Origin of the sequence: Rothia santali, assembly GCF_024199905.1 — a bacterium.
GTDB lineage: Bacteria > Actinomycetota > Actinomycetes > Actinomycetales > Micrococcaceae > Rothia > Rothia santali.
Genome location: NZ_JANAFB010000024.1, coordinates 18,697 through 35,487, shown reverse-complemented (window position 1 = coordinate 35,487; position 16,791 = coordinate 18,697). Strand labels below are relative to the sequence as shown.

Annotated in this window: 16 protein-coding genes; 4 read left to right on the top strand and 12 right to left on the bottom strand. The window is 71.9% G+C overall.

Annotated features, from left to right (window positions below; all coding sequences use genetic code 11):
* Nucleotides 1-5: 5 nt before the first annotated feature.
* The 6 genes from NBM05_RS10350 to NBM05_RS10325 all read right to left on the bottom strand — a co-directional run bounded on the left by NBM05_RS10350 (nt 6) and on the right by NBM05_RS10325 (nt 5,498).
* Nucleotides 6-752: a TIM barrel protein gene (locus NBM05_RS10350; RefSeq protein WP_254167046.1), complete on the bottom strand. Its 747-nt coding sequence runs from the start codon at nt 750-752 to the stop codon at nt 6-8.
* 26 nt (nt 753-778) lie between these two features.
* Entirely contained in the window at nt 779-1,822 is a 1,044-nt protein-coding gene (locus NBM05_RS10345; RefSeq protein ID WP_254167015.1) for a Gfo/Idh/MocA family oxidoreductase, read from the bottom strand.
* 239 nt (nt 1,823-2,061) lie between these two features.
* The gene (locus NBM05_RS15680) at nt 2,062-2,700 is read right to left on the bottom strand and encodes a CPBP family intramembrane glutamic endopeptidase (RefSeq protein WP_254167013.1); all 639 of its coding nucleotides are present in this window, start codon (nt 2,698-2,700) and stop codon (nt 2,062-2,064) included.
* A 128-nt stretch (nt 2,701-2,828) separates the two neighbouring features.
* The gene (locus NBM05_RS10335; RefSeq protein WP_254167044.1) at nt 2,829-3,104 is read right to left on the bottom strand and encodes a helix-turn-helix domain-containing protein; all 276 of its coding nucleotides are present in this window, start codon (nt 3,102-3,104) and stop codon (nt 2,829-2,831) included.
* A gap of 2 nt (nt 3,105-3,106) precedes the next feature.
* A complete protein-coding gene (locus NBM05_RS10330) occupies nt 3,107-3,718 on the bottom strand; it encodes a hypothetical protein (protein ID WP_254167011.1) in 612 nt (203 codons plus the stop codon).
* A gap of 127 nt (nt 3,719-3,845) precedes the next feature.
* Nucleotides 3,846-5,498, bottom strand: coding sequence for a hypothetical protein (locus NBM05_RS10325; RefSeq protein WP_254167009.1), 1,653 nt, complete (start codon nt 5,496-5,498; stop codon nt 3,846-3,848).
* 325 nt (nt 5,499-5,823) lie between these two features.
* Here NBM05_RS10325 and NBM05_RS10315 point away from each other — a divergent pair, with 325 nt between their 5' ends.
* The 4 genes from NBM05_RS10315 to NBM05_RS10300 all read left to right on the top strand — a co-directional run bounded on the left by NBM05_RS10315 (nt 5,824) and on the right by NBM05_RS10300 (nt 11,039).
* Complete coding sequence (locus NBM05_RS10315; RefSeq protein ID WP_302183880.1) at nt 5,824-7,041, top strand: FAD-dependent oxidoreductase; 1,218 nt, start codon at nt 5,824-5,826, stop codon at nt 7,039-7,041.
* A gap of 148 nt (nt 7,042-7,189) precedes the next feature.
* On the top strand, nt 7,190-8,623 hold the full coding sequence (locus NBM05_RS10310) for an APC family permease (RefSeq protein ID WP_254167007.1): 1,434 nt from the start codon (nt 7,190-7,192) through the stop codon (nt 8,621-8,623).
* 59 nt (nt 8,624-8,682) lie between these two features.
* A complete protein-coding gene (locus NBM05_RS10305) occupies nt 8,683-9,396 on the top strand; it encodes a hypothetical protein (RefSeq protein ID WP_254167005.1) in 714 nt (237 codons plus the stop codon).
* A 188-nt stretch (nt 9,397-9,584) separates the two neighbouring features.
* Entirely contained in the window at nt 9,585-11,039 is a 1,455-nt protein-coding gene (locus NBM05_RS10300; RefSeq protein ID WP_254167003.1) for a PepSY-associated TM helix domain-containing protein, read from the top strand.
* Nucleotides 11,040-11,150: 111 nt separating this feature from the next.
* On the opposite strand, the gene NBM05_RS10295 is transcribed toward NBM05_RS10300, so the two are convergent.
* The 6 genes from NBM05_RS10295 to NBM05_RS10270 form a co-directional block, all read right to left on the bottom strand.
* Nucleotides 11,151-12,443, bottom strand: a complete 1,293-nt coding sequence (locus tag NBM05_RS10295; protein WP_254167001.1) for a Dyp-type peroxidase — start codon at nt 12,441-12,443, stop codon at nt 11,151-11,153.
* Nucleotides 12,444-12,455: 12 nt separating this feature from the next.
* Nucleotides 12,456-13,139: a copper chaperone PCu(A)C gene (locus NBM05_RS10290; RefSeq protein WP_254167000.1), complete on the bottom strand. Its 684-nt coding sequence runs from the start codon at nt 13,137-13,139 to the stop codon at nt 12,456-12,458.
* Between the two features lie 76 nt (nt 13,140-13,215).
* The gene (locus NBM05_RS10285) at nt 13,216-13,827 is read right to left on the bottom strand and encodes a hypothetical protein (RefSeq protein ID WP_254166998.1); all 612 of its coding nucleotides are present in this window, start codon (nt 13,825-13,827) and stop codon (nt 13,216-13,218) included.
* A 230-nt stretch (nt 13,828-14,057) separates the two neighbouring features.
* Nucleotides 14,058-14,525 carry a hypothetical protein gene (locus NBM05_RS10280; protein WP_254166996.1) on the bottom strand — a complete coding sequence of 156 codons (468 nt, stop codon included), beginning with the start codon at nt 14,523-14,525 and terminating at the stop codon, nt 14,058-14,060.
* Nucleotides 14,526-14,730: 205 nt separating this feature from the next.
* On the bottom strand, nt 14,731-15,714 hold the full coding sequence (locus tag NBM05_RS10275; protein WP_254166994.1) for an ABC transporter ATP-binding protein: 984 nt from the start codon (nt 15,712-15,714) through the stop codon (nt 14,731-14,733).
* The gene (locus tag NBM05_RS10270; protein WP_254166992.1) at nt 15,711-16,790 is read right to left on the bottom strand and encodes a taurine ABC transporter substrate-binding protein; all 1,080 of its coding nucleotides are present in this window, start codon (nt 16,788-16,790) and stop codon (nt 15,711-15,713) included. Before NBM05_RS10270 ends, NBM05_RS10275 begins: the two co-directional genes overlap by 4 nt.
* Nucleotide 16,791 lies beyond the last annotated feature (1 nt).

Sequence of the window (16,791 nt, the reverse complement as noted above, 5' to 3'; positions counted from 1 at the left end):
CCGCCTCAGAAGCGGAAGGCGGACCGGAAGGCCTCCAGGGCGCGGTCGGAGCTCCGCGACGCCCATGCCTCCAGGGCGATCGTCCCCTCGTACCCGGCGTCCGCGAGCGCCCGGGCGACCCCGGGGTAGTTGATCTCCCCGGTCCCCGGCTCGCAGCGGCCGGGGACGTCGGCCACCTGGATCTCTCCGACCCACGGCAGCGCCTCGAGGGCGCGCTCGATCAGGTTCCCCTCGTCGATCTGCGCGTGGTACAGGTCGAGGTTCAGCCGCAGTCCCGGGCTGTCCACGGCCTGGACGAGGCGCACCGTGTCCTCGGAGGTCGCGAACGGCGTCCCGGGGTGGTCCACTCGGGTGTTGAGGTTCTCCAGGGTGAACACCCGGCCCGCCTCCTCACCCAGCGCGGCGACCCGGCGCAGGGTCTCGACGGCGCGCAGCCAGTCGGTCCCGGAGGTTCGCCACTTCGGGACCACCGGCAGTCCGCGGCCGTCCAACCCGGTGCCGTGCAGATTCAGCCGGGGGCAGTCGAGGCGCTCGGCGACCTCCAGCGAGCGGCGAGCGGACTCCAGCAGCGCGTCGGCGCCCGCCGGGTCCACGAGGTCGCCGGTCACGTAGCCCGTCATCGAGGAGAAGACGGCGCCGGTGGCCCGTAGCTCCTCGACGTCCTTGGCGGTCCAGTCCCAGATCTCCACCTGGAACCCCGCCTCGTGGATCCTCTCGACGCGGCGGGCGAACGGCTCGTCGAGGTACAGCATCTCCGCGTTCGCGGCGAGGGTGAAGCTCACGCGTGCACCCCCGCGACCTGGACCGGGCGGTTCTGCTGGTAGGACTCGACGCAGGCCAGGGCGATGGCCAGTGCGGCGCGGGCGTCCTGCCCGCGGGCCTCGGTCACGACGCCGGAACGCACCGACTCGGCGAAGGCGGCGAGCTCGTCGGTGTAGGCCTCACGGAACAGGTCGATGTTGAGGCGGGTCGTCTCGCTCGAGGTCCCCTCGGCGCCGTAGAGGCGCATGCTGCTCGAGCGCACGTCTCCGGCGGTGACCATGCCCCGCGAGCCGAAGACCTCACCGCGGATGTCGTAGCCGTAGGCGGCGGAGAAGCTGGCCTCGGCGGTCGCGATGGCGCCGTTGTCGTACCGGATCGTCACCGAGGCGGTGTCCAGCAGCCCCGAGTCCTTGAACTCGGGTGCGACCAGGGCATCGGCGGCCGCGTACACCTCGGTGGGGTGGGCGCCGGCGTTGAGCCAGTTGAGGGTGTCGAAGTCGTGGATGAGGGTCTCCAGGAAGATGGTCCACGGCTTGACCGAGCCCGGATCGGCCAGACCCGGGTCGCGGGTCACGGAGCGCAGCAGCTGCGGGGTCCCGACGCGGCCCTCGGCGACCACGGCCTTGGCGGCCGCGAAGTCGGTCGCGAAGCGGCGGTTGAAGCCGACCTGGAGCGCGACGCCGGCCGCCTCCGCCGCCGCTACGGCCCGGTCGGCGTCGTCGAGGGTCAGGGCCATGGGCTTCTCCACGAAGACGGCCTTGCCGGCCTCGGCCGCGGCGACCACGAGGTCGGTGTGGGTGAAGGCGGGGGAGGCGATGACGACGCCGTCGACGTCGGGATCGCGGATCAGCTCGACGGCGTCGGTGTAGACCTTCCGGGTGCCCAGCGGGCGGGCGACCGCTTCGGCGGCGCCCTCGCGAGGGTCGGCCACGGCCTCGAGAACGGCTCCCGGGATGCGATGGGCGATGGACTCGGCGTGGAAGCTGCCGATCCATCCGGTGCCGATCACGCCGAGGCGGACGGGGGCAGCGGGCTGCGAGGCGGTGGGACGGGTGTTCATGGGAGATCCTCTCGACGGGTGCTCGATGACGGGCGGTGGAAGGTGCTGAGGTCTTGAGGCGAAGAGAGCCAGACGCCGGGGCACGGCGTCCTTCGCCGGGCCGGGCGCCCGAGCCGCGGTCTCCACTAGCTCGTGCCAGTGTGTGACTCAGATCAATGTATTGCCTATTAGTCAGGTTGTCCACTCAAACTTTTCCGGCCTGGAGGTTGAGCCCGGCGACCTGACCGGGGGGGGGCTGATCAGAGTGCGGTCAGGACGACCCCTCCGGCGATCGAGTTGACCACCACGTGCAGGGAGATGGGCGCCCAGATGTTGCGATGGAACAGCCGGAGCCATGCGGCGCCGCATCCGAGCGCGATCAGGTAGGGCATCAGAAGGGGGAAGAGGTGCACCGCAGCGAAGATGATGGAGGTGGTCAGGACCGCCGCCGTCGTTCCCCAGCGATGACGCACGCTGCCGAACAGCAGCCCGCGGAACGCAAGCTCCTCCCAGAAGGGGGTGACCAGTGCGATGCCGAGGAACCCGGCGAGGGCGAAGGCGGGGTTCGCGCCCGCCAGGTCTGCGGTCAGCTGGGTGCCTCCTTCCTCGGCGGCGCCGTCTGACAGCGCGACCATCATCCCCTGCACGAGTACCGCCGCCAGCAGGATGAGCGGAACCTGCCACAGCAGGTGGGCCATGCGCCGGGTCGGGCGCACGCAGCCCAGGGCGGCCAGGTGGACCCCGCGACGCCGGGCCACTGTCACCAACGCGAGGGTCGACAGTGAGCCTTGGATCAGGATCGTGAGCGCGAGCCCGTCGACCAGGTGCTGGGAGGCGTTCGGAATCGCGAACATTGCCGCGATGAAGGTCGCGAGGACCAGCGCCGAGATGGCTGCCACCCAGAGGAGGGCCAACGCGGTGGTGCGGAGGGTCGGTGCGGCGGGCTCGTGGGGCCGGACGGGGCTGGGAGCTGATGCGACGCCGGCAGGGGCGTCGGCCGTGGATCGCGATTCCGGGTGACGACTCATCATGCGGGGTCCTCCCCGTCGGCCAGGTGGGTCAGCAGGTCGCCGGGTTGGCAGTCCAGCACGCGGCACAGGGCCTCGAGCGTGCTGTACCGGATCGCCCGGACGTGGTTGTTCTTGAGCAGGGAGAGGTTGGTGACGCTGATGCCTGCCTCGCGGCTGAGCTCCGTCAGCGTCATCCCCCGGGCGGCGAGCACCTCGTCAAGGTGGCAGCGGATGGGGGAGGGGGCGTCGCCGCGGCCGGTGCGCCCGCGCGGGGTGGTCGAGGAGTCGGGCATCGTCACACCAGGGTCCTGTGCTCGCGCCACATCCTCGCCCCGGAGGCGAAGACGGCCACGGTGATCGCGACGACGGGTCCCGAGACGATGAGGATCGCGTTCGTCGTGTCTAGGGAGTAGCCGAACGAGGCACCGGGGATCGAGACCCCCGCGCTCTCCGCCATGCGGGGCGAGGTGACCGCGACGACGATGGGCTCGGCGATCGCCTCGGCCACCCAGGCCGCCGCGAAGGCGTAGAGCGCTCCGGGTCGTACGGCCGCGAACGGGCGGCCCCGGCGCACGCCGCGCCCGAGAAGCGCCACGAGGACGGCCGTCGCGATCCACAGCACCCCTCCCGCCGCGAGGCTGGTGAGGTAGGCCCAGGAGGCGCTCACGGGAACGCCGGAGAGGGCGACGTCGAGGGTCCCGCCCAGGACGCCAGCCCCCGCGACGTCGAGCGCCGACGGGTCGGTCAGGCGGGCGACGACGCTGACCTCGCCCCGCAGTCCCTCGACGAGCGCGGTGGTCATGACCACCGCGACCAGAGCGACGAGCAGCCACGCGACGGTCTCGACCACGCCGAGGGCGGTGCGGACCCAGCGGGCCGGTCGGGGGGCATGGGCTTCCGGGGACATGGGGCGCCTCCTGTCTTTACGATTATCGTTATGACGATAAGCATAAAGACGACGCCGGCGTCGCAGATGACGTCGAGATGACGACGTCCGTGGACCCGGAACCGCGAGACGCCTAAGCCTCCCGCGGTTACGTCCGCGGCTGAGCGACCTCGTCCGCGGCCGCAATCTCCGCCTCCGCATCCCGCCGCGCCCGCCGGGTCGCCGCCCCGTTGACCAGCAGCGTCAGCACCAGGGCGAGGAGGAACGACGTCGCCATGGCCAGCACCATCCCCAGGACGTTGGTGGCGATGAACGGCGCCACCACGGCCGGGAGGTAGGCGGTGGCCTCCGCGCCGGTCACGCCCACGACCGCGCCGCCCGCCATCGCCGCGACCAGCGCGCTCGCGAAGATCCTCCTGTCCCCGAACATGAACGGGTACGAGGCCTCCGCGAACGTCCCGAAGAAGAAGTTGACCGTGGCGCCGGACCCGGCCAGCGCCCGCTCGCCGCTGGTCCGCGGCCGGATCGTGTTGGCCAGCGTGATGCCCAGCGAGACCATGATGAGCGCGACCATGTCGATCGCCCCGAAGAAGCTGTGCCCCTTCTCGCCCATCTCCAGCAGGACCAGCGGCAGGATGACCGAGTGGTAGACGCCGCCGATGATCGCCGGCCAGATGACGACGCCGGCCAGCGCGCCCGCCAGGATCGGGCTCACGTCCAGCGCCCACTCGATGCCGAGCTTGACCCCGTCCCCGAGCAGGCTGGTGAAGGGCGCGAGGACGAAGTAGACCAGCAGGCCCGGGAGCAGGCCCGCCAGCGCGCCGGTGACGATGTTGGCCGTCGTCGCCGGGAAGCGCAGGGCCAGCGTCCAGCGGATGAGCTGCGCCGCGAGCAGACCCGCGAGGACGCCGCCCACGAGCCCGCCGAGGATCCCGCCCTCCTGGGAGAGGATGCCGGCCACCGCGCCCGCGACCAGCCCGACCTCGTCGAGCCCGCTGACCCGCCGCGCCGCGACCGCCGCGACCACCACGGGCAGCGCCGCGATGAGCAGCTCGAAGACGGGAGCGAGCGCGTCCAGCCCGGGGATCTTGCCCGCCGCGAGGACCAGGGCGAGCGCGATGAACGCGGGGATCGAGCCGACCATGATCCCGCGGATGCTGATGCGCCGCCAGGCGGGCTCGCTCCCGGCGTCGGGGGAGGCCCCGGAGGATGCGCCGCCGAGCGAGGGGCGGTACGCGGTGCCCCAGTGCCGCGCCAGCCCGGAGGCGTAGGCGACGGCGCGGGTCGTGCTGCTGGTCCCGGTGGTCCCGGAGACCGAGACCAGACGCAGCCCCATCCGCTGCGCCGCGGCGATCGAGCTGCCGCCCGTCCCGGCCGCGGGCACGCCGCGCTCGGCCGCCGCGCCAACGCTCTGGGAGTTCGTGTCCTCGGGGTCGGCGCTCATGAGGATCAGCGCGTCGACCTCCCCGGCGCGGATCCGCCCGGCCAGGGCGCGGTCCCGCTCGCGGGCGACGTCGTTCACCTCCGCCAGCGTCCCCGCCGCCTCGACGACGGGCTCGCCGCCCGCGACCGTCCACAGCTGCGCGTCCGCGGTCCCGGAGATCCCGTCCATCGAGGAGGAGGCCGCCACGAACTGGACGCCCGCGAGCTCGAAGCCCGCGGCGTCGAGCTGGCGCCGGACGTCCCGGATCAGGCGGGCGGGGTCGTCCCCGCCGTGGCTGCGCAGGTTCCCGCCGCTGCTGCCGATGACGACGACGCGCCGCCGCGCCGCCTCCTGGGGCCTGGTCGCCTCGTGTTCCACGTCGATGGTGCCTTCCTGGTCCTGCCCGGGCCCGCCCGCAGCGCGCGGACGACGCCGCCGAGCGCGTTCGCCTGGATCAGTCTAGGTGCTCCGGATCACCGCGGCCGACCCCCGCTCGCGGTCGATCTCGTGCCCGCTCCGCCTTGGACCGAACCTGTACCCGGACCGAACCCCAGTCCGGACCGAACCCCAGTCCGGATCGCACGCCCGCCTCGTGCCGCCCCGCACCCGTTGACACGGCCCGGCGCCGATCGCAGGATGAGGGTACTCGCGAGGAGGCGACGCCGCGCCCGGGGAGCCCGCCCCGCGGGGGAGAGGACGCCCCATGCCCACACCTCGGATCGAGCGGGACTGCGTGATCGCCGGGGGCGGCCCCGCCGGCATGGTCCTCGGCTACCTCCTGGCCCGTGCCGGCCTGCGCGTGAGCGTCCTGGAACGGCATGCGGACTTCTTCCGCGACTTCCGCGGGGACACCATCCACCCCTCCACCGTGGGGCTGCTCGGCGAGCTGGGCCTGCGGGAGCGGTTCCTGGAGCTGCCGCTGACGCGGTTGGACGCGCTGGACGCCGTCGTCGACCGCGAGCGCTTCACGCTGGTGGACTTCCGCACGCTGCCCCCGCCGGACGACTTCCTCGTCCTCGCCCCGCAGTGGGACTTCCTGGACTTCCTGGCCGCCGAGGGGGCCGCCTTCCCCGGCTTCGACCTGCGAATGAGCACGCGGGCCGAGCAGCTGATCGTGGAGGGCGACCGCGTCCGCGGGGTCCGAGCCGAGGGGCCCGACGGCGCCCTCGAGGTCCGCGCGGCTCTCACGGTCGCCGCCGACGGCCGCTCCTCGGACATGCGCCGGGCCGCGGGCCTGGTCCCCGTGGAGACCGGCGTCCCGATCGACGTCCTGTGGTTCCGGCTGCCGAAGCCGGCCGACCCGCCGCCTCCCACGCTGGCGTACCTCTCCGCCCGGGGCATGGTGCTCACCATCGACCGCGGCGACTACTACCAGGCGGGCATGGTCATCGCGAAGGGCGCCTTCGAGGAGCTCCGGGGGGAAGGGCTCGGCGCCTTCCGGCGGCGCATCGTCGCGGCGGCGCCCCACCTGGAGCCGGTCGTCGGGACGCTGGAGGACTGGGACGGGGTCAAGCTGCTCTCGGTGCAGCTGGACCACCTGGAGCGCTGGCACCGGCCGGGCTTCGTGGCGATCGGCGACGCCGCGCACGCGATGTCCCCGATGTTCGGCGTCGGCGTGAACTACGCGGTCCAGGACGCCGTCGCGCTCTCGCGGGCCGTCGCGGCGCACCTGGCGGAGGGGAGAGACCCCGACCAGGGGCTCGCCGCACTGCAGGCGCGCCGCGAGCCGCCGGTCCGCAGGATGCAGCGGCTCCAGCGGATGGGGCACCGGGTCGTCGGCCGCTCGCCCCGGGGGGACCGCGCGGCGCCCCGGTGGGTCGTGGTCCTGCTGCGGGCGCTCTCCCCGGTGCTGCGGCGGCTCGCCGCGCGCCTCATCGGGATCGGCTTCCGGCCGGAGCACGTGCAGGAGCCCCGGGGGTGAGGGGTGCCGCCTGCCCCGCGGCCGTCACCCCGCCGAAACACCGCTGACATGCGCAGTGTCGCCCGTCGGGTAGATTGAACGGGCCGCGCCGAAGGCGTCGCACCACGACCGCCGCTCGCACGGCGGCGACCGAGGAGAGGTGAACATCATGAGCATGACGAAGGCGCTCGAGGAAGTGCACGAGGGGGGCCCGGGCCTCAAGAAGGTCATCGGCCCCAAGCTCCTGCTGCTGCTCATCATGGGCGACATCATCGGCGCCGGCATCTTCGCGATCACCGGCAAGGTCGCGGGGCAGGTCGGCGGCATCGCTTGGCTGCCGTTCATCATCGCCTTCGCGATCGCGACGCTGACGGCCTTCTCCTACCTGGAGCTGGTGACCAAGTACCCGCAGGCGGCGGGCGCGGCCCTGTACACGCACAAGGCGTTCGGAGTGCACTTCGTGACGTTCATCGTGGCCTTCGCGGTCGCGAGCTCCGGCATCACCAGCGCCGCGACGTCCTCGACCCTGGTCGGGCAGAACCTGCTCATCGGCGTCGGGCAGTTCGTCGACGGCGTCCCCACCGACTCCACCGCCACGATGCTGGCCGCGATCGCCATCATCCTGGTGCTCGCCCTCATCAACCTCCGCGGCGTGGGCGAGAGCGTGAAGTTCAACGTGGTGCTGACGCTGGTCACCCTGGGGATCATGGCGGTGGTGATCTTCATCGGCGTCGTCGCGATCGTCAACGGCGAGGGCGACGTCGGCCGCCTCGTCGTCTTCGAGACCCCGGGCGACCGCAACGCCTTCGCGGCCGTCACCATGGCCACGGCCACCGCCTTCTTCGCGATGGTCGGCTTCGAGGACTCGGTCAACCTGGTCGAGGAGTGCAAGAACCCCAAGCGGGACTTCCCGCGCATCATGCTCACCGGCCTGGGGCTGTGCGCGCTGATCTACGTCATGGTCGCGATCACCGTGATCATGGTGATCCCGGCCGGTGACCTGCTCAACCCCCAGAACCCGGACGCCGGCATCCTGCTCGACGTCGTGCGGATCGGCGCGCCGGGCATCCCCGTGGACGCGATCTTCCCGTTCCTCACCATCTTCGCGGTGGTCAACACGGCCCTGATCAACATGCTCATGGCCAGCCGGCTCCTCTACGGCATGGCCAAGCAGGACGTGCTGCCGCGCGCCTTCGGCCTGGTGCTGCCCAAGCGCCGCTCGCCGTGGGTCTCCATCCTGTTCAGCACGCTGCTGGCGGTGGGCCTGGTCGTCTACGTGAACCTCGACTCCGAGAGCAGCATCGTCGGCGCGCTCGGCGGCACGACGTCGCTGCTGCTGCTGTGCGTCTTCGCGGTCGTCAACGTCGCCCTGCTCGTGCTGCGGCGGGACCCGACGCCGCAGGGCGCCTTCCGCGCCCCGACGCTGATCCCGATCATCGGCGCGGTGGCCAGCCTGTTCCTCGCCGGGCCGTGGGCCCGCAGCCGCGAGGACTGGCTCCAGTACGAGATCGCGGGCATGCTGCTGATCATCGGCGTCGCGCTGTGGGTCATCGCCTACGTGGCGCACCACGTGGGGAAGAAGCGCCGGACGAACGCCGGGTGACCTCGAGGCATGGCGGCGCATAACCCCCTGTGAGGGGACCGAGCGAGTACTCTGACCACATGACCTGCAGCCGGCGCCGCGTGGTGGATCCCCCCTCCGCCATGTGGCGCGCGCTGAAGGCCCTGGGCCTGGCCTTCCTCATCCTGTGGTTCGGTACCACCGCGCACATCGCGGGCGGCGGTCAGCTGTCCATCACCCCGTGGTTCCTGGCCCTCCTGGCCCCGCTCTTGGGCGCCTGCCTCGCGCTGAGCCGGCACCGCATCGGCTTCCTGGGGTGCATCTTCGTGCTCGCAGCGGGTCAGCTCTACCTGCACTTCCTCATCAGCGCCGCCTCTCACGGGCTGCGGCCGTCCGAGGGCCGGCCGTCGCTGATCAGCGGGGGCGGGTCCATGACTGCCTTCGCCGCGCAGGACGACGCGCGGCACGGTGCGGGCATGACGTCACCGGGCACCGCCGGAGCCGGTCTCACGCACCTCCACGACGCGGCCGGTGCGGACCCCACCATGGCGGGCATGGACCACTCCGCGCCGTCGATGCTGCTGATGCACGTCCTCGGCACCGTGCTCTCCGCAGCCGTGGTCGCCAACGTCGAGGCTCTGCTGTGGGTGCTGACCGTCCTGATCCTGCCGTGGATCATCCGGCTGCTGCCGCTGTCCCTGCCCCGTCCGGCCCCTCGACTGATCTTCTGGCGGCTCAGGCCGCCGCGCCTTCGCCCGCGGGTCTATCCCGCCGACCCACCTCGTGGGCCACCGTCTCTTCTCGCCCTCAGCTGACCCAGCGAGCCTGACCCCCGCCCGGCACGAAACGGTGCCGCGGGTCAGGTGACCCCTGCGTCGGCCTCCATTCATCACCGCGAGAAGGAACTGTCATGTCAACCCTTGATTCCCCGCGCCCTGAAACAGGGCCGCCCCCCACGACCGATCCGCGCGCTCCGAGAAGGGACCGCGGGTGGTTCAGAGCCATGGTCCTGCGCCTGCACTTCTACGCAGGCATCCTCATCGGGCCCTTCATCCTGATCGCCGCCGCGACCGGCGCCCTCTACGCGCTCTCACCCCAGATCGAGAAAGCGGTCTACCACCACGAGCTCTACATCAGCCAGACCGGTGAGCACGTCGACATCGACGACCAGGTCGCGACCGCGATCCGGTACTACGACGACCAGGACCGTGCGGCAGGCGGCGCCGGCGACGTCGCGGCAGAGCAGCTCTCCGCGGTGCGGCCGGCACCGGCGCCCGACGAGACCACCCGGGTGATGTTCATCGACCCGGAGGAAGCCGAGGCCTCCGAGTCGCACGCGGTCTTCGTCAACCCCGTCACCAACGAGGTCCAAGGTGAGCTGACGGCCTACGGGTCCTCGGGAGCGCTGCCGCTGCGGACCTGGATCGATCAGCTGCACCGCAGCCTGAACCTCGGCGACCCCGGCCGGATCTATTCCGAGCTGGCAGCCTCCTGGCTCTGGGTCGTGGCCCTGGGCGGCCTGATCCTGTGGATCCCGCAGTTGACCTCACGGATTCGCGCCGGACGGACCAAGCGCCGGGCGCTGCGAGAATCGGTGCTCCCGGTCCGTGGCCTGAAGGGCCGGGCGAAGATCCTGAACTGGCACTATGCCACCGGGATCTGGCTGCTGATCGGCATGGGGTTCCTCTCCGCGACCGGATTGACCTGGTCCCAATACGCCGGGACCAATGTCGCGGACCTGCGGACCGCGCTGAGCTGGGAAACCCCGGCCGCCTCGACGGCGTTGGGGGACGGCGAGGCCGCTCCGGCAGGTGAGCATGCCGGACATGCCGGCCACGGTCACGCCGGGCACGACATGTCCTCGATGACCGGGCCCATGGTCGATGTCAGCCGGGGGTACGACGAGGCGATCGCCTCGGCCCAAGCGGCCGGCATCGACTCACCGAGACTGGAGATCACGCCCTCGCCCGATCCCGCGGTGGCGTGGGTGGTGAAGGAGAACGACCGGCACTTCCCGACCAACGTGGACTCGGCCGCTGTGGATCCCACCACGATGCAGGTCACCGACTACGTCTCATTCGCCGACGACTACTCCTTGCCGGCGAAGATGGCCGAATGGGGCATCGCCATGCACATGGGCCTGTGGATGGGCCTGGCCAATCAGCTGGTGCTGCTCCTTCTCGCGATCGGGCTGTGCGCGATGGTGATCTGGGGATACCTGATGTGGTTCAAGCGTCGTCCCACGCTTGCCCGCCCGAAGGCGCCGAAGCCGGGGTTGCCGCGGGCACCGTGGTGGGCCTGGATCGCCGTGGGGGTGCCCGCGGTGATCCTCGGTCTGTTCATCCCGCTGCTGGGCATCCCGCTGGCGATCTTCGTCGTCATCGACGTGCTGTGGCAGCTGAGGAACAGAGGCGGTCAGAAGAAGGCGGGCCCGCGGGCACAGACCCGGCGTTCGTGACGGCGCGTCAGGGAGACGACGCGTCGGAGCACGACGAGAACGCCCCCGACCACGAAGGGTCGGGGGCGTTCCGTCTGTGCTCATCCCCTCCTCGGGCGAGGCGCCGGGGGGTCAATCTTCGAAGAGGAGATCCCCGACGAAGCCGCCCGGGGAGCACCCCGGCGGGATGGCGAAGACCGCTGACCCGATGGGCACGGTCCACATGTTCAGCATGTCCAGCTCGGCCAGTCGCTGCTGGATCGGCAGGAACTGCCTGACTGGATCCGCCTGGTAGGAGGCGAAGATCAGTCCGGAGTCGCTGACCCCGCCGGAGGTGGAGTCCTTGACCGCCAGCCCGCCGGCAGCGCTGACCGGGAGGTCGTAGTTGTACGGCCGGCGCAGGATCCGCTCCTCGGGGGTCGTCGCGGTGGCACGCCGGATGTGCGCGTAGTCACCGATCACGGGGAAGCCCAGGGGAGTCGTAGCGGACAGATCGGCGGGGTCCTCCTCACGCTGTCCCGTGAGCGGCGCTCCGTTGGAGATCCTGCGGCCGACGGCGTCCTCCCGGCCCGGTGGGTCCGCCTCGTCCCAGGTGTCCAGGTTCATGTGGATCCGCCGGATCACCAGCGACGTCCCACCCGGGGCCCACGGCTCCAGGCCCTCGAGGTCGCCGTAGACGACCTCGTCCATGCTGGAGTCCTCGGTGGTGGGGTTGATCGTCCCGTCGACCTGGCCGAAGAGGTTGCGCATCGTCGTCCCCTTCTTCAACGAGCCGGAGGCGTTGCGGAACCCCTCCTGGACCCACTTGGCCTCGCCGAAGGAGCGCAGCCCCTTGAGCAGAACCCGCTGGGCATGGGCCAGCGTCATCCGGTCGTCCGAGCAGATCTGCAGCACCAGGTCTCCGCCGTTGTACTCCTCTCTCAGTTGGTCGATCTGCTCGAACGCGGGCAGGGGCTTGAGCCATTCCGGCTTCGCGGCCGGGTCCACGATGTCGAAGACCCGTTCGCCGAACCCCACCGTCACGGTCAGGTTGGCCGGGATCTCGGCGAGCTCCGGCTCCTGATCGGCGATCGGGGGCAGCCCGGAGGTGAGGTCCGCGGCGTCGGCCGTGAGCACCTTGAGCATGCGGCGCACATCCGTGCGGTCCAGACCCGCGCGCAGGCCGACGGCGATGAAGTTTCCGTAGGCCGGCGCCGGGGTGGTGATTCCCGCCTGCCGGTCCCCGTGGAAGCCCACGACGGCGTCGGCGAGAGGAGCGGTGGCGCCGGCTTCCTCGACCTGCGGGTTCCCGCCGCCGTCGCGGCGGACGGCGTTGATGCCGCCCGCCGCGACGGCGCCCGCGGTCACCGTGGCCCCACCGATCAGAGCGTTCCGGCGCGTGAACAGACGTCCCGCGCTCGTTCGGTCGTCCTTTCGATTGGTCACTGCGTCCCCCGGCTACTGACCGCAGGAGGGCAGCGGCGTGGCGGAGGCCTCCCCGCCCCTGTCCATCCCCTCCATGTCGGAGTGGTCCATGCCCTCCATCTGCGAGTGGTCCATCCCGTCCATGTCGTGTTCGGAATGGTCCATCGCGCCGGCCTCGGGCTCCTCGGCGGAGGGGTCGTAGTTCTCCTGGGCGGCCTGGTAGTCCCGGATCGGGGCCTCGAAGCTCAGCTGGGAGCCGTCGTCGGTGGTCACGGTGACCTCGGCGTCGTCGCCGGCCATCAGCGAGCAGGTCAGCCCCATGAACATGAAGTGGTCTCCGCCGGGCTCGAGCGTCAGGGAGGCGCCGGGCTCGATGGCGAATCCGCCGGACTTCTCCCGCATGGTCGAGACGCCGCTGTCGTCCATGACGGTCTCGTGCAGCTGCATCTCGGGGGACGCCTCGGAGGAGACGGACTCGATGGTCACGGTGTGGTCGGTGTCGTTGGTGAGCGTGCCGAAGGCGGCCGTCATGCCGGAGTCGGCGGACTTCACCCAGGGGTCGGAGACGCTCAGGCCGGTCGGGTCGGAGGAGGCCGGGGCGTTGGAGCCGGCGGACTCCTGCTCCTCGCCTGCCGAACCACAGGCGGCCAGGGTCAGTGCGGCGGTCAGTGCCAGGGTCGCGGCCGAAAGACGGCGCGCGGAAACGAAAGCGGTCATGATGGGTCCAAATCTCTCTGAGTCAAGGAAGCACCAGGAGACCGTGACGGGCTCCTGAGGCAGAAAATGTGTATGACTAGGGAAGAGATGGAGTCGGCGGACCGCGGACCGAGACCGGCCCGGGGCGGGCCAGGGAGCTCAACAGGCGCGGGGCGGAGGCGATCAGACCCGAGCGCACGCGGGGCAGAGGAGAACGGAGCACGGGAACGCGCCAGAGGCGGCCCAAGCCGATCCGGACGGCCTCCTCGACCGTCCTCAGCACCGCGTCGCCGCGACGGATGAACATCAGGGTGGCCAGGGCGACGCCGAGGTGGAGCGCGGCCATGACGGGATCGAGGGCGTCGTGCTGCATGGGCACGGCGGGACTGGAAGCCAGGTGCTGCAGATGTCCTGCGTGCGGTCCCTCGCCGGAGAGAGGGGCGCCGGCGGGCGAAGGCGCGCGCTCGAAGAGCCAGTGCAGAACGGCTTGCGACCCGATGACGCTCGCGGCCGTGGAGGTCGCCCGGTGCCGCTGGCCCGCCAAGACGGTGCACAGCAGACCAGCCAGTGCCCAGCATGCGGCGAGGGTCGCGGTGCTGGGGAGCTGGCCCCCGGCGACCACGTGAGCGCTCGCGCCCCCGAAGATCGCGACAGACGCGACGCTCCAGCCGCGCGCGAGACGGCGGGATCGGGTGGTCTGCGTCGACACCGGTACCCTCCTCATCGCCCACGGAATCTGGCCCAGGCTCGACCAGCATACCAAGCACCTCGCGAGCGAGTTCCGGCATGGCTCCGGCGGATGGCTGGGGCTGCGCCCCGAGGCAGGGGCCCTGAGCTCGAACGACCGGGGCGACGACGACCGGGATGGAACCTCGAGGGCGAGGCATCATCCTAGGCGGCCGGGCGGCCGGGCGGCCGGGCGGCCGGGCGGTCAGGCGGTCACCCGGTCGGCTGGAAGTCCGCGTACTGGTGGCTCTCGTCATCCAGGTGCGCGGTGACCTGATAGCGCTCCAGCACCACCGAGGCGCTGGCCCGGTCCGAGTCGAGCAGCCGGTGGACGTCCGCCGAGGTGGCCCCCAGCCGTTCGAGCACGCACACCACGTCGCCGCGCGCGACGTCGAACTCCTCGGCCTCGTCCGCCCCGGCCGCCCAGTTCATCCGCAGGTCGGGGCCCTGTCCGCTCGCGCCGAAGCCGACGTCGTCCCGGTGTCCGAGCCCGCAGGTCCGGACGGCGTCCGCGGTGGTCGAGCTGGTCCCCGAGGCCTCCGGCGAGGAGAGCACCACGCCCACCAGGGTCAGCAGGGCCCCCAGGAGCACCCCCACGGCGCCCGTGAGGACGGGCAGCAGCCAGGGCCAGGGGCGGCGCCTCAGCGGGTGGGGGCGCGGCGGGGCGGGGGTCGAATGCATGTGGGCCAGTCTAGGGTGGGCGGGCGCGCGGGTCCTCGTGCCCTGCATCACGACGCCGGTGCCTGCCCCGGTTGCCGCGCGGGTGCTCTCGGCGTCCTCGACGAACAGGGGCCCGCCCGTGCACCGGGTGATCATGCCAGCGGTGAGGGCGTCGCCGGTGAAGGCGGTGCCGTCGTCGAGGACGACGCCGGGCCCCGCACCGGGCTCAGCCGACCTGGATGGCCCCCGCCACGCGGTCCCGGATCTCGATGAACTCCGGCGTCGACTTCATCTCGGCCCCCACCTCGGGCCCGTAGGTCGAGGCGAGGTCCACCCGCTCGTCGAGCACGATCCGGCCGGGCCGCGGGCTCATCACGAGCACCCGGTCGCCCAGGAACACGGCCTCCTCGACACTGTGGGTGATGAAGAAGACCGTCTGGCGGCGCTGGCGCTGGATGCGCAGCAGGTCCGCCTGGAGGCGCTCGCGCGTCAGGGCGTCGAGGGCGCCGAAGGGCTCGTCCATCAGCACGACGTCGGGCTGGTTGGCCAGCACGCGCGCGATCTGGGCGCGCTGCTGCATGCCGCCCGAGAGCTCGTACGGCTTGGCGCCCGCGAACTGGGGCAGCCCGACCATCTCTAGGAGCCGGTCCGTGCGCTCGGCCCGCTCCCGGCGGGGCACCCGGCGGAAGCGCGGGCCCAGCTCGACGTTCCCGCGGATCGTCAGCCACGGGTAGAGGTTGGCCTGCTGGAACACGACGCCGCGCTGGTGCGAGGGCCCGGTGATCACCTCGGAGCCGTACCGCGCCTCGCCGCCGCTCGGCGCGAGGAACCCGGCGAGCATCTTCAGCAGCGTCGTCTTGCCGCAGCCGGAGGGGCCCACGACGCAGACGAACTGCCCGGCCGGGATCTGCAGGCTCGTCTCCTCGACGGCGTGCACCACGTTCCCGGCGTCGGTCACGTAGTGGTGGCTGATCCGGTCGAGGACGAGCTCGCGGGTCGGGGTGGCCTCGTTCCGGGCGGGCGCGTCGGCCGCGCCGGGGGATCGCGGATCCGCCGCGCCGGGGGACCGCGGATCCGCGGATTCGGTCGGGCGCGTCTCCGCCGAGCCGGCGGACGCGGCCCCGGCCGCCGAGGCCCCGGAGTCCGTGGCCCCGGCCCACGGCGGCCGGCCGCCCTCGGCGTCGCCGGTGTGCTGTGCGGGACGGCTCATCGGGCCGCCACCTCCTCGATCGCGTCCGGATAGGGCATCTGCAGGTAGGTCTCCGCCGGGGCGACCCCGTCGGTCTCGCGAACGTCCAGCAGGAAGCCGGAGGTGTCCTCCAGGACCTCGCCGAGGGCGCCGCCGAAGTACTCGGGCCCCGCCTGCTCCCGGGCGCTCAGGTAGGTGAGCCCCTCGGTCTGGGAGCGCACGACGTCGGGGGAGACGCCCAGCTGCACCGCGACTGACTCGATCGCGGCGTCGTCGCCCCCGGCCAGGCGCTGGGCGGCGTCGTCCTGGACGGCGGTCCACATGCGCATGAAGTCGGGGTTCTGGGCGACGAAGTCGGCGGGGGCCGCGGACATGTCGAAGGTGGGGTGGCCCGACGCCGCGGTGTCCGCGCTCGTCAGGATGACCTGGCCGGAGTCCTTCAGCTCGGAGAGCGTGGGGTCCCAGACCCAGGCCGCGTCGATCTCGCCGCGCTGCCAGGCCGCGAGCATCTTGTCGGGGGAGAGGTTGATGAGGTCCACCGAGCCGTCGATCCCGGCCTCGCGCAGCGCGCTCAGCAGCGAGTAGTGCGCGGTCGACCCGAAGGGCACGGCGACCCTCTTCCCCTCGAGGCCCCGGAGCGAGGTGATCGAGTCGTCGCGCACGATCAGCGACTCCGCCGCCCCGATGACGTCCTGGATCCAGGTGATCCGCAGGTCGATGTCCAGCGGGGGCGAGACGGCCCGCACCGCCGGGCTGGAGCCCACCAGGCCGACGTCGACCGACCCGGCGCCGAAGGCCTGCACGACGTCGCCGCCGGAGTCGAACTTGGACCAGGAGATGTCCGCGTTGGGCATGCAGGTCTCGAGCATCTGCAGGTCCTTGACCACGAGGTCCCCGTTGGGGATGGCCTGCCAGGCGATGCGGGCCGTGGTCTCGATCGAGGGGTCCGGGTCCACGGGGCACTCGGGGACGGCCTGGACGGCGTCGGGGTGGACCGTGCGGCCCGACTCGACGCAGCCGGTGGCCACGACCGCGGTGCCGAGCACCACCGCCGCGGCGAGGGCGCGTCTCCAGGGGAGCGGCGTTGTCCGGGGCATG